Annotated in this window: 9 protein-coding genes; 3 read left to right on the top strand and 6 right to left on the bottom strand. The window is 41.6% G+C overall.

What is annotated here, in order from left to right; genetic code table 11:
* Window positions 1-230 precede the first annotated feature (230 nt).
* Genes SIB66_RS10640 through mnmH form a run of 4 tightly spaced genes read right to left on the bottom strand, consistent with a single transcriptional unit; the run spans window position 231 to window position 3,809 of the window.
* On the bottom strand, window positions 231-1,232 hold the full coding sequence (locus SIB66_RS10640; protein WP_063406736.1) for an AI-2E family transporter: 1,002 nt from the start codon (window positions 1,230-1,232) through the stop codon (window positions 231-233).
* Complete coding sequence (locus SIB66_RS10635; protein WP_063406737.1) at window positions 1,229-2,311, bottom strand: AI-2E family transporter; 1,083 nt, start codon at window positions 2,309-2,311, stop codon at window positions 1,229-1,231. The genes SIB66_RS10640 and SIB66_RS10635 overlap by 4 nt, the downstream gene beginning before the upstream one ends.
* Window positions 2,312-2,344: 33 nt before the next feature.
* Window positions 2,345-2,698, bottom strand: coding sequence for a photosystem II reaction center protein Psb28 (gene psb28 / locus SIB66_RS10630; protein ID WP_063406738.1), 354 nt, complete (start codon window positions 2,696-2,698; stop codon window positions 2,345-2,347).
* 25 nt (window positions 2,699-2,723) lie between these two features.
* Complete coding sequence (mnmH, locus tag SIB66_RS10625) at window positions 2,724-3,809, bottom strand: tRNA 2-selenouridine(34) synthase MnmH (RefSeq protein WP_063406739.1); 1,086 nt, start codon at window positions 3,807-3,809, stop codon at window positions 2,724-2,726.
* 1,761 nt (window positions 3,810-5,570) lie between these two features.
* Here mnmH and SIB66_RS10620 point away from each other — a divergent pair.
* A complete protein-coding gene (locus tag SIB66_RS10620) occupies window positions 5,571-7,640 on the top strand; it encodes a tetratricopeptide repeat protein (protein WP_236070340.1) in 2,070 nt (689 codons plus the stop codon).
* Window positions 7,641-9,069: 1,429 nt separating this feature from the next.
* On the opposite strand, the gene SIB66_RS10615 is transcribed toward SIB66_RS10620, so the two are convergent.
* Both SIB66_RS10615 and SIB66_RS10610 read right to left on the bottom strand, forming a co-directional pair.
* Window positions 9,070-10,275, bottom strand: a complete 1,206-nt coding sequence (locus SIB66_RS10615) for a hypothetical protein (RefSeq protein WP_063421705.1) — start codon at window positions 10,273-10,275, stop codon at window positions 9,070-9,072.
* Between the two features lie 438 nt (window positions 10,276-10,713).
* On the bottom strand, window positions 10,714-11,736 hold the full coding sequence (locus SIB66_RS10610) for a hypothetical protein (protein ID WP_236073777.1): 1,023 nt from the start codon (window positions 11,734-11,736) through the stop codon (window positions 10,714-10,716).
* Between the two features lie 623 nt (window positions 11,737-12,359).
* On the opposite strand from SIB66_RS10610, the gene SIB66_RS10605 reads away from it, so the two are divergent.
* On the top strand, window positions 12,360-13,076 hold the full coding sequence (locus SIB66_RS10605) for a GUN4 domain-containing protein (protein WP_063406743.1): 717 nt from the start codon (window positions 12,360-12,362) through the stop codon (window positions 13,074-13,076).
* Between the two features lie 64 nt (window positions 13,077-13,140).
* A complete protein-coding gene (locus SIB66_RS10600; protein ID WP_011826268.1) occupies window positions 13,141-13,635 on the top strand; it encodes an ATP-binding protein in 495 nt (164 codons plus the stop codon).
* Window positions 13,636-14,176: the final 541 nt, after the last annotated feature.

Here is a 14,176-nt window from a genome sequence, read left to right as displayed (position 1 = left end):
TTAAGCAAGGCGCTTTGAATCCTCTTCCTCAAGAGAAATCCGTTGTTGTTATTCACCTTCCTGACTCAGGGATGTGCAAGTGGTTAACTCTAAATGCAACACCAAATACATCTACAAATCCAAAAAGCCTATGGACATAAAATCGTCCAGCATGAAGTTGCAGCCGTGATTGACTTGTTGCCAATCATCAATAAATGACAGTCTCATGTCAAGCGAATATTGTTGGATGATTACGCCCAAAGATCCATGATCTGTTTAACAACCACCTGCTCCATTCCTACCTGCAAAACCACCACAAGTGGCAGAGCCAACAACACCCCTGGTAGACCCAATAAGGCGCCCAAGCTCAGTTGAGCCATTAGCGCCACGGTGGGAAGTAGGTTGACCGTACGCCGCAATAACAGCGGGGTGAGCAAAAACGCCTCAAGATTCTGCAAAATCAGCCGCAATACCAGAACTTGCAGCATCAGTAGGGGTGAAACAAGCAGGGCCATGGCCAATGGCAGCAGGGAGGCGGCTGTTGGCCCAATGGTGGGGACGAAGGTCAGCAAGCCACAGACCAATGCACTCAATAGGGCCAGAGGAACCTTGAGCAGTGCAAGCCCTGCCCAAGTGAGCACAAACACGCTGCTGGCTGAGATCGTCATTCCAGCTAGCCAGCCACCAAGAGCCAAACGGCATTGATCAAGCAATTCAGCCATCTCCTGTCGGGCAGGCCGAGGCGTTGCAGCAATCACCATTTGGCGATGGGATACAGGGTCTAGCGCTAGCAAGACAGCCAGCAGGCTCATCAACAACAATTGAATCAGGCTGTTGGCGGCCCCGCCTGCAACGCCAAGCAATTGTGAGCCCAAGGGTTGGATCCGATCCCAGCTGAACTGTTCGGCAAAAGACTCTTCCAGATTCATCAGTCGCGGGTTGCTGACCAGCATCGATTTCAGCTTGGTCACCAGGGTGGGTACGAGGTTGCCCAACTCTTGAACCTGGGTGATCAACTCAGGCACCAGCAGCTGGAAAACCAAGGCACCGCCAAGCAGCAGCACCACCAGCACCACTGCTAGCGAAAGGGGACGAGGCCAGGAGAGGCGGTCCTGAAGTTTCTCAATTAGTACATCAAGTGCTACTGCTAATACCACTGCTCCAAACAGCACTAACAACACCCAACGCAGCTGCCAGGTGAGCAAAGCCAGCACCACCAGAGTGAGTGCGACAAGAAGGGTGCGGGCATTCATGGCGCCAATCGCTTTTTCTTCCAGGGATCAAGCAAATCGTGGATGACCACCTCGCGAATCAACACTTGCAGCACGACAGCGAGTGGCAGCGCCAACAGCAGGCCAAGAGGACCAAACACCACTGTGAATACAAACTGGGCTGTGAGAGTCAGCCCAGGCAACAATTTCACCTGGTGATGCATCACTGATGGAGTGATCACATAACTTTCCAGGTTCTGAATCACCACATAGAGCCCAAGCACAGCGACTGCTTTCCATGGTGCATCAAGTAGCGCTACCGACATCGGAAAGATCGTGCTCAAGGTAGGCCCCACATTTGGGATCACGTTGAGCATCCCAGCAAGCAAGGCATTCGCCATCACCAGCTTGATCCCAAGTAGTGAAAGGCCGATTGCGGCAAGCAGGGCCACACAAAAGGAACTGATCAGTACACCCACCATCCAGCTGCTCAGCGCATCTCCGCATTGGCTCAGGATCGAGCGGGCTCGTCGCCTATAAAACGAAGGCAATAACGAGATGGCTACATCTCTGTATGCCGTCGGTTGCACCGCCACCATCAAGCTCATTGCCAACACAAACAGGAGTTGGACCAAGCCGCTGCCGAGGTTGCCTGCAAGGCCCAGAAGGCCTTGCAGGCCTTCCCTCACTCCTGAGGCCAAGCTTGCACCATCTGGTAAAGCGTTTAACCCATTTGCAAACAGCTGTTCTTCCCAGCCACCCTTGTTGTTGTCAACTCCGTAGACCATTGCTGAGGTTTGGTTGATGGCGCCGATGGCCAACTTCCAGAGTTCCTTCGCTGCTGAAGGAAGTTGTAAAAGCAATTGGTGGAATTGCTCTGTAAAGGGGGGCACCACAATGGCGGTCGCCATACTCACAACAAGCACAAGACCGACCAAGCAGATCAGGAGGGCCATGCTGCGAGGCATGGGTTTCCTTGAGCGCAGCTCACCCACCAGAGTGCAGAGAGCCATGGCAAGAACAACGCCTGCAAAGAGGTGGATCAGTACATCTCTAAGGCTCCAAAACAGCACACCCGCGGCCATCAGTGCAGCCAGAGCAAGCCATTGGGAAAATTTCACCCGTGTTCAGGCGGCAGCCTTTGCATTCTCGCCTTAGTTTTGGGTGTAACCAAGACCGTTGCAAGCTGCATAGCGTTTGGCAAAACGCATGAAGCGTTCAAAATCCTCTTCTGATTTCCAGACGTAGGTGACTTCAAGTGCGCTTGGTTTGCCATTCACAAAACGTGCATTCACCTCACGCGTCACCAGTTCGCCTTCTTCGTCGAGCATGAACATGCCGGTGATACCTGCCCACGTTTCCGGGGCCATGATCTCTGGCTGATCAAAGACAAAAAGAGCTCTGCCGGTACGGCCGTCACTACTGCGTGTGAGTTTGATGTCGGGAACGACAGGTTCATCAACACCACGTGTGAACTGAATTGCCGCAGTTTTGTTCGATTTAGCCATTGATCTCTACGACAAGATATGGATCTTACGTTGAGTTCATAACCATCTGTGGCTTAGGGCTTGATCTGACAAGCTCTCGTTCAATCAACATCTCAGCGGCTTTGGTTGTGTTCAGTCCGCAAAGATCCACGCTTTGTCTTTGAGGGGTCCTGCTTAGTTCGTAGTCATAGCAACGGTCGTAGTAATCCAACATGGCGCGACAGGCTTGGTCCCAGTTCTCAAGAGCGATTGCATCCAAGGCCTGTCGTGTGCGCTGTGGGCCCAAACGACGGCTGATGCGTTGGGTCGCTTCTTGCAAAGACTCACGGCCATGCTGGCCATACACATCAACCAGTTGAGCAACCCGTTCATCAAGTGAACGGTTGATCTCCAACACTGGTGCCATTTGCATCTGATGGAAAAGTGATCGGGGGATTCTGCAGCGACCCACCTGTGAACTTTCCGCTTCCAGCCAGATTTCATCAGCAGAACTGTTTTGACAGCGCTGTAAACCTTCGGCAAGGAGATTTTCGTAATGTTCAGTGCTTGGTTGTGGGGGTAAGCCCAACCCACCAAAGCTGCTGCCCCGATGGTTCGCCAAACCTTCAAGGTTGACTACAGCGACCCCCCGTTGTGCCATGGCAATGAGCAGATCAGTCTTGCCCGTGCCTGTTCGTCCACCGAGTAATCGCAAAGGCCAGGTTTGCTCAAATTGTTGCAGCACCCATCGCCGATAGCTCTTGTATCCACCCTCCAGAAGCACAGGCTTGAGATCCACAAGCCCCGCTAGCCAAGCAACACTCGTAGAGCGCATGCCTCCTCGCCAGCAGTAAATGCGTAGATCAGATGCAGAGGCGTCTTCTGATTCAGTGGCTGGATCTCTGCTGAGTTTCGCCAGGGCTTCAGCAAGACCTGACAGCTTTGGACCTGTGAACTCAAGACCCAGGTTGATCGCTTGCTGACGGCCTTTTTTTTTGTAAGTGATGCCGACCGCCGCCCGTTGCTCATCGCTGAAGAGAGCAAGGTTGATCGCACCTGGCCAATGTCCCTTACTGAATTCAGCTGGGCTGCGAACGTCCACAACAGGACCATTGGTATTACGGAATTTTCCGATCGGCACTGATGTTGCCATTATTTAAGGTTTAGACATTAGTAAATGTTGTTCTGAAATCAAAGCAACCAACGATTGAATTCCCAAAACAATGCCTTGCGCCATGATGGTCCTTTTGATGTGGAAGGATTGAGATTTCTTAGTCGTGAATTGCATCAATTCATGCCAGCTTATACTCGCACCTAAACACCTACCAGATACTGAACAGGCGTTTTAGACGTTAAACCTCACTACAACTTTCGGTTGTCTCTCCCTATTGCTTAGTGGTGTTGGTGTTTTTGACTTGACGAGCTCACCATTTTGCCACTCATTCGAGTTGCCATAGAGAACCCGATTGAAGTTTAAAAGATCAAAAGTTGTTTTAAGCACTTATGGATCTAATCAAGCAATCATTTGCTGCAATAGAGACTTTTCACAAGCTTACACTTCATCATATGTGAAGACAGCTCTAATGTTGAACTCAAAGCCAAACATCGCTCGAAAGGAAGAAAAGTAAATAAAATGCCTAGTGGAGTTTGTGGTTTTGTAAAGCACACTCACAAACGGGTTATAACGAATAAAAGCGTTGAAATATTAGAACGAAATTAAGGTTGTAAAGTTTGCTCTATTTTCCAGGCACTTGATTTACTTAGCTTATGCGGCCTTCTGAAGATAAATATTTTGAATTGCTAGTTAACTACGTAAAGCTGTATTGAAGTTAATAATTTGGAGGTTTTAACGTTATAGTTGATTTTTGTGTTCCAGTGAAGATATTGCAGTACAAATGAAAGCATCTCATTAATCTAGGAAGATAAACCAAGATTGAAAACATATCAATAAGTGGTCAAATATAGATAGAGGGAATAATACAGTATCTACTGCGGTGAAAAGAAGTTAGTGAACATTTCTGATCAGATGGTTGAATATAATTTTATAGAGGATTAGTTAAAGGATCAAGGGAATAAGAAGAAAAAGGTGGAATTTTTTATTAGTTTTTATAAATTTGAGAAAAAAAGAATTAATTTTGAATTTAAAAGCGATAACTATAGCGAGGATCTACATAATAGTTAGTCTAAAGAAACTAAGTAGACATGACTGGCTGTAAATCCATGTAAAATGGTTTTGAACCTATACATATGCTGCGCCATTGCGGCATGGGTTGTCTCTCTGGAAGATGTGCTTATTCGATTGCTGTGGCTGGGTAATCAAAAGATGCGAGGAAACAAGGTGGACAAATTATGGATAATTGGCCAGGATGAGGCATTCCTATGGCATGTTAAGTTTTAAGGTCAGAGCACTCTTCTATGGAATAAAAAAGACAGGCTCATCGACTAAAATTTTCTGATTAACAATACCAAGTATCGACCAAGGCTCACTAATTATAAAACTATTAGGACCCCATTAAAAATGTTCTGGATAATAAACATGACAGACTATTGATGACTGTATGTGATGTTTTCAAAAACCTCTGAGAATTTAATTCCGAAATCATGATATAGTAAATTTTCTATAATTATGGTTAACATAACAGCAAGCTCATAATCGAGGCAAAGAAATACTTCACATTCGCCAATACTACAATAATATCGGGAAACAATCTGTGTATAAGAGATATTTAGTAAAAGTAGCAAACTTCATTTAGATTAGTATAGATCAAAATATTATTGATTTATTCTCGAAATCGGGTCTGATGTGGCCAGAATCCGTGGAATTATTATATTCTGGTGATCCGGAGTGATGATGTGACTTACAGCTCTGAATTTTAGGCCTTGTAGTAAATTAATAGATATCTGTTTGGCAGAAGTGGACTACCTGGAGGAAGGAAAGGGATTTTTGTCTAGCGGACAAAATGATAGAGCAATAGATGCCTTTAACAAGGTCTTGTTAACAAGAGAATCATGGGAAGGTCTTAAAGGTTTAGGCTCTGCCTTATTTAATACTGGCAAATACGAAGACGCCATTAGAGCCTTAAGTAAATCATTACAACTAAATCAAGAATCAGAGACATTAAAGAGATATGCATGGTCACTATATAAAGCCAGGAGATTTGAACTAGCAATAGATGTTTTTGAAAAATATCTTTCTCATCAAAAAGATTACCTGTCACTATTTGCATTGGGGAATTCATTCGCATATATTAAGCAATACGAAAAGGCAATTGATGCTTTCAAAGAGTCAATTGCAATTCATCCAAACTGTGAATCCCTTAAAGCACTTGGGTCACTTCTATGTCTTACACGACAATATAACGAAGCAATTTATACATTTAAAAAATCATTGTCTATACATGAAGACTGGGAAACATATAAAGGTTTAGGCTGGGCACTTGCACGTACACATAAATACTCTGAAGCAATTGAGGCTTTCAAAAAATCTATTTCTATTTATGAGGACTGGGAATCTCTGAAAGCACTAGGATCGCTACTTTCACTTACACATCAATACGATGAAACAATTTATATATTGAGAAAATCACTGGGTATACATGAAGAATGGGAGTCATACAAATTCCTTGGATCCGCACTTTGCTTTAGGCATCAATACGATGAAGCAATCATTGCTTTCAAAAAATCCTTGGCTATGCATGAAGATTGGGAATCATACAAAGGACTAGGGTTAGTGCTCCATAATTTGCATGAATACGAAAAGGCAAGGAAAATCTTCAAACGAGCCATCTTCATTGAAGATTATAGCTTTTGGGCTCAGGGATCAAACTACTCCCCTTTATATGCTCTATACAAAGACCAGGGTGATAATGAAAAAGCTGTCCGCTGTATGAAAATATCGTACACTTATCATAGACCATCGAAACTTATAAATAAAATAGATACATTTTGTGGACAGAAAAATAGCTACTTTCATATTGGCCGTCCTAAATTGAACCAACTATATAGACTATGCAGTGTTCATGATTATATTTTTTCACCATCTTTTTTTACCGACAATGATGATGTTAATCTAGCTTCATGGAAAAACCTAATGTATCTTCATATCCCTAAGTGTGGAGGCACTTCAATTGAGACTCCCCTGAGCAGTATTGTGAAACGATTATCTCAGTTTATATTTGACAATCCAAATATAAAACCGAAAGCAACTTATTTAAATTCTGGCAATATAAGTACACGAAACTGTCTAAGGGCATTCGAACATGTCTTAGATCAAGAAGTTTCGACTGAAAGCAGACTCGATGGAATCTTTTATGCTCCTCATGATGTAACGTGGAATAAATTAAAGGAAAATATTGACAAAGTAAGCCAGTCTAATGCACGCATTTTTACAACAATCAGAAACCCTAAGGCAAGACTTATGTCTATGTTGCGCATGAGTGGACATGCCACAAGTAGACATGAGATATTCGAGGAAATAAACAAACATCCATACCAATACAAAAACTGCATGGATAAGTATATATATGATTACGGCCTTGAAGGCTCTATAACCCAACAACCATATTGCCAGCCAACAGACTATGGGCGAATTGATCATATAGAATTTGTTGACATGTTAGATTTATCTACGATTTCAAAGATAAAGTCATCTTATCTAAGTGCAACTTATCTGCCAAATATAGTTCAGTATTCACGATTAAATAGTGCCGTTAAGAGATTGGAAAGAGGTGACCCTCAAATGAAAGAATCTGAGATTGAAATTGTCTATAAGCATTGTTTAGAGAAAGGTTATCTTGATAGGGATATGCAGATTGATTTCGATTTTCTCATCAAGAATAGTAAGGATCGTTTACGCTTCCCAGATTCAATTGAGCACTCCAGTTCAATTCATCCCATTACCTTTATTTACGATAAACATGGAACATCTAGACTGATAACTACCGATAAGTTCTTACATGACCCCTTTGAATTCATCTCTGTGTAGTATGTTTAAATGCCTAGCTTTATTAATACTAATTCTATGAAATAAATCATAACAAAACAACACCTAGGGTTTCTCTGCAAAAAGCCAATTCGAGAATGAAGAGTTACCTAGGGCTAGCAAATACAATCGAAATTTAATAAATCTTACAGTAGCATTACTTTGCTATTTGGACGCTAAAGATTATAGAGTGAGAAATATCACAATTCTCTCTGTTAATAGGGATATAATAAGTAGTAGATCAAAGTGGATAGTTGGAATATTTCATTGTCCGTTAATACTTGTGAGCATTCAGCAAGCTGACTATTGGATTTATTTGGTTTACAAGTATTTATTATTATTTTAAAAAAATATCTAAATAGACAATATTTTAGTCATTCTATTCAGTTATATCCCAGGAAACAACCTAGGAATGCAAACTCTTCAAAATAATGAGGTACTACCTATGGATTAATATGAGGTTATTTTAACTGATTCTTTAGAATTTAAGTTTATTCAATATTGTATCTGGTTTTAACTCCAGAGCATTACTAGATATTGAAGAATATATTTATCCGGAAATATATTCAGATTTTTTTAATATTCGTCGGATTAAAAGTGCAAACACTAGTGAATCTTGTCCATTGAATTTCATAGTTGCTGTTTTCTAAATCAAGTCCATATGCTCGGAATGCTCTTGTCGGAGATGCAAGTCTATATTTACATATCAATAATCTCTATACTAATAACTAAACTGAATCTGTTATTACTATTATCTAAATATACCAAATCTCATTATTGAGTTTTACCCATAATGACGATTCTAATGAAGTTTGATTTCAATGATACAGCAAAGTTTTGCACGCTTCTTCTAAATACTTTTTCCTGGAATTTAAATCATCTTAAGTCGATTAATTAAATAATTATTGCTAGCAATAATTATCAATACCGCCAATAATTTCATTCGGCACAACTAGAATTTGATTCTGATTACTAATTAAAAGATTGCCAAAATAGTAATTTTTTCCAGCGGAAATTTATTCTTTGAGCTGCAATCTTTAGTTCCTTCTTAGAACTCGAATAATTAGCCTGCTCGGCTCTACAACTTATACTATTGATCAATAAAACCTTATGGCTTATCCAATACATAATCCAGCATTGGGCGAAAAATAATCCATAAAATAAACAAAGACTACTGCAATAAAATAGGCTTTTTCCTCTAATCATAAATAACATGTATAAATACTATCTTAGGCTTGACTATCTTCCTATATAAAGTTGGTCTGCTTGACAGATAACTTAGTTGACTTCATGCTTTTCGTGACTATTCAGTACTATTTTTGAGATATTTACTTCATGATTAGAAAGTTATTAGAGTACAACTCTTCAATGTTTTTGAAACATAATTCAAGACAGCAATAAGTTTATCAATAGTTTTGTGTTTCTAACTGCATTATGATTTGAAGCGATTAGGTGACCATATTACCTTGCAACCTGGATTATAGTGGCTAGAAGCGTGACTTATTTGAACAGAGTTTGTCCGATCTATTGCTATGGCTCCCTTCTCCTCTGCTTCCTTGAGTAAACTCCCTAGATTTAGATTGAAATTCCGATAATGATTCTCTAGTTTGCACCTCTCCATATATACTTCAAATGATATTGGATTTAGCATTGACTTGTAAAGATTTAGATCATCAAGTTGCCAGCAAATAGGCTCCAAATGCATGACCTCAATCAAGTTTCGAATGGAAGCAAGCTCTGTAATAAAATCTTTCCGTAATAAGGGAATCTGCTCCACACTATAATTTGTAAATACTATTCCGTACCCTTCCCTTGGGATTATCTCAGCCACATCAGTTTGATAATAATCAAAGGGCATACTTATCAACCTCATCTCATTAGTTAGTGACGCTAGGAGTTTACAACCAATGCGTCCACTTTCCGTAAATTCAGCTGATATGTAAGTTGCTCTAATTGGACCATTATTAAGCCAAATCTTACAGAGATTCTGGCCGCAACCTCCTCCCAACTCTAATATCCAATCAGCGTTAGGATGCTTAGCGCAGAAGGTATACAGACTATTCTCTTTATAGGCATTTGTAGCCAGTGACATCGAATAAGACGATAGCTTTCCAACTAGTGCATCGCGTCCAAGGTAATGGATAGAATCAAATTCTGAAGATGATTGATCTTCAGAAATATCTCTCCAATATCTTATAACTCTTGATAAATTGGTCTCGCCAGTATTTATTAATTTCTGTATCTCAGCAGTTCTTGTGGACCATCCTTTCTCGTATATACTTCGTCTATATTCTTTATTGAGGTTGTCAAAACCATTGCGAAAATATAAGCCATCATCTACTTTTGATAGATGCTCCTGACTCTTTTCGTATGCATCTAACGAATTCTTGACTTCATTTTTATTGTAATAAGCATATCCTAGTAATCTATATGAAGCGTAACTCGCCTTTATCTTAAGTGAGGTCTTGATAGCTTTCACTGCCTCATCTATACATTCAGTGCTCAACAAACACAGTCCCAATCTCCTGTAGTCTTCTGAGTCTTCGGTATACCTTAATCTTTGTTTTAGTAATTTAAGGGCTTTTTCTGTCTCCCCCTTACCAATAAGATCTTCTATTGAACCAGCTCGAAATTCCAACAGATGACTCCTATCAAATCCCGCTCTCATGTTAACAAAAACACTTGATCCTTAGTCTATGACAATTGAATATTTATATCTGCCTTGAGATTAAGCTTAGATTTAATTTAATAGTTTGATATTTAAACGCCTCTGTGCATTTCGGTTAGTTATGGCTGTTTAATAGCCATTGCATTCCTCTGTGACACCTTTTCATCAGCACTAGACCTGTAGGTTTAATCAGCCTAACTCCACTGAGTTCCTGTTTAAATATTGTTAAAGTAAGACTTATTGTCACGACTATATTTTTACTGTAGAATACTTGAATTCTAAAGTAGCTCTCTTCATGAGACCATTACATATCACCATGGTTAAGTATTCTTTCAACGGTTAATATTTTCACGCTTGATCAAGCGATCTCAGTTTTCAAAAGGTGCGTTTGGTTCACTATGTTTGTCACTAAATTTCACCTGAGACCCATGCTAGGCGATACCTTAGATCTGTAGACCATTTGTTTGAGTCAAATTTATCCCAACAGTTTCTATATTCAATACAATCATCATTCATCCAATTAGAGTCCTCACCATCTTCATCCGAAGGAGTCCAAAGCTTTATACATTTACTTCCATAAAGAGGAATTAATCTGGAAAAGTTAGAAGCTGAGGCAATCACATGAGTGGCATTATACAGTAGTCTTAGGTCAAGCAAGGGGTTAGTGCTTGACTGAAGCTTGTATTCTACCCCTTTCTTTTTACACCAATTTATGATTCTATCAGGCACAGGATTAAGGCAACTATGTTTATTTAAGTTGTCAGGCTCGCAAACAATTGTAACAGCATTTATGCCGCTCTCCTCTAAGCATCTTTTATAATAACTCAAAGGCGGCAGTCTCATCGTTCCCTCAATCAACGCGTCTCCACCTCTCACATGCAAAACCAGTGTGTTTGTCGAACTTGTGATCGACTCTCTTTCACTTGTAATGATGTTCCCAAGCAATGCTCTTGGTGCAGACTGAAGTATACTTCGATCAAATTTTATTGTTGAGAATTCAGAATATATGTAATCTCTTATCGAAGAGTAGTCAATAGAAGGTAATACACCTTCGTGAAATTCCTTTTTCGCGACAATGACAGAGCCACCTTCTATGATCCTTGACCGAACAAACAAGATCAAATTCCGCTTCTGTTGAACATGCAGTAATCTAGTCAACTGATCCAAGGAGTCGCCAATACGACCATTTAATAAATTAGCGTAAACAACAAAGTCTGTTTTTGGAAAACCATAAGAAAAATAAACCTCACTGGAGGGAAACGTAATTCCCTTTGCCGCAAGTATCCGAAATAGAAGGAAGTCTAAATTTCGCTTATTTTTAGATGCCAATTCTAATGATACTTTTAGAGTTTTTAGTTGTTCTGGGATTTGATTTGTATTTACACGAGATATAAACTGCAGTAACTTATCAAGAGCTTTTTCTGGCCCCATCTCCTCCAAGATTCTAAGAATAAAGTCTCTAAGCTCGAATTCTGAAGGTGACTGCTCCAATTTTCATGTCCAAATCTTCTTTATCAACATAACCGAGTTTTGACAGTGTTTTCAATATGATTAATTTTTAAGTTTTTGTTTTATTTCTTCTTTTTCCATGTCTGTTTATTCTCTTTATTTTTTAATATACTTCCTGGCTCGAGATTGTCTTCGCTGCTGCTTACTTAATTAACCTCATCCACATTGTCATTATCTTTTCTATTTTTCTAGGCCCTGCCTCTTCTCGACGATTAGTCGATTGAAGAGCCGATTTTTGCTGGTTTTAGTTATTTTTGCTTTCCTTATGGTCTTTACTCCCTGTTCAGTTTTCCATCCAAGCACCCTCTAAGGCTCCTCAGGGAGAAAAAGCCGAAAGTACACCGAAAGAACTCAATATCAGCGATTACAAGACAGAAGATTATGCCTACTTCCGCAGGAAGAACTAATTATTCAAACGCTTGCCAATCTCAATTGTGCCTTTCTTATTGAGAAGTGGCTATCTCTGCCCGTTCGCGCACTCTTGTCACGGTCCCCCTCCCTGACATAGTGGGCCAGCGGCGAGCCAGAAGAGCCGGTTTCGATCCATGATCTCCGGTCCCCCCCCCTCCAACAACCAGAGCGTTGAAGAACTACTGGAACAATTCACCAGTGGTTCAAAGCGTCAACGGCTCAGCTTGGTTAAAACGATTGAAGAACGGGCAGAAGAGCTGGCTGCATTAGCTCAAGCAGCTCTTGCCTCTTTTGACCCAGACGGAGACGACTGGGCTGCAGGATGGATTCTGCAGGTTTTTCAGCGTCATCAGCCGCAGGTTTTGCCCAGCCTGTTGAGCAGCGAGTCGAGTGGCTGGTTCTCGACCCCATCAGCTGTGGGGATCGACTATGAGCCTTTGCAACGCGAGCTGCTAGCCGAAAACTTTGAGGAGGCTGATCGCTTCACCAGTGCAACGCTGCGCAAACTTGCAGGACCTGGAGCCGAGCAGCGTGGTTACGTGTACTTCAGTGAGGTGCATGCGATCAATGGCCTCGACCTGGTCACAATCGATCGTCTCTGGACTGCATATTCACAAGGAAGGTTTGGGTTTACGACCCAAGCGCGCTTGCTGAACGCTCTCGATGGCAGATATCACAGTCTCTGGGCTCGTATTGGTTGGAAACAGGAGGGAACATGGACACGTTATCCAGGCTCCTTTACGTGGTCTCTCTCTGCCCCTGAGGGGCATATGCCTTTAATTAATCAGCTACGGGGTGTGCGCTTAATGGATGCGGTGTTGCATCATCCATCACTTGCAGCCCGCCGTTAGAGCAGATTTCAGTTTGAGTCTCCGGCCTAGAGCACGCGAACGGTTATGGTCAAAACAGGTCTGAATGGTCCTGATGCCTTCCTGGTCACGGGCAGCTTCTAGGCTTCTATTCAGCGTTAGCCCTCAGGGGGTGGCCCCTCTGTTTCGTTGGGCTGATTTCATTCTTCCTTCAACCCTGCAGCTCACTCCTTTGCTGGAGATCCTGCTTGAACCTGTTGCCTGTCAGGACACCAGCTATCGCCTACAGCTGGGATTGCAGGAGGCCTTGGTGAATGCAGTGCAGCATGGCAATTGCGGAGATCCAGGCAAATCTCTGCGAGTTCGTCGAATCTTTACGCCTAACTGGATGATTTGGCAGATCCAGGATGAAGGGATCGGTGTACCGCTCAATGCTCGAGTTGGTTGCCTTCCAGCTCAACTCGAAGCAAATAGTGGACGTGGAATGTTTCTGATTCATCAGTGTTTTGATGATGTGCGCTGGAGCCAGCGTGGCAATCGTTTACAACTAGCCTGTCGACGTCCTAAAGCACTTAACACTGCTGACAGCGTACAAACTTGAATGCTATCAATCATATGAACTAATAATTAGAAGCGAAGCTGATATGTATTCACCATCTAATTAATAATCAAGCAAGAACGTGGATCCATTCATTGTTTTAGTTGACAGCCTAAGTAGTGTCGACATAATTCTCACTTTTTAATTAGTATTTTAGCGCTTGTACAGCTTCATTCATCGATAGACCACTTCTACTTGAAGCAGGCCTTGCCTCTAGCTAAACGCTATTTGCTACGAGGCTATGGCCGACTGAAAGCTTTTCTTCATTGAGACCAAGTATGGACTTGGTGGGCTTCTTAAAATTAAGCTTGACGTTGACAAGTGATCTGTCAATATTTTCAAACAGAGAACTATTTTCTCTATCCAAGCCTTGCTTTTGTTACTCCTCATCGGCAAAAGTAAAGCAATTATCTTTTCCATGATCATTTCCGTAGAGTTGTATGAATTCCAAAGAGCCTAAGAAAAGTTTCGGTCATTCAGCATGAAATAGCACCTTCATGATTTAATCCGCCAAGGTTTTTTAAAAATGATCCCTTCTATATCA

The organism is Prochlorococcus sp. MIT 1318 (assembly GCF_047304505.1).
In the GTDB taxonomy this organism is placed as follows: domain Bacteria; phylum Cyanobacteriota; class Cyanobacteriia; order PCC-6307; family Cyanobiaceae; genus Prochlorococcus; species Prochlorococcus marinus_D.
This window is presented reverse-complemented; position numbering and strand designations above follow the sequence as displayed.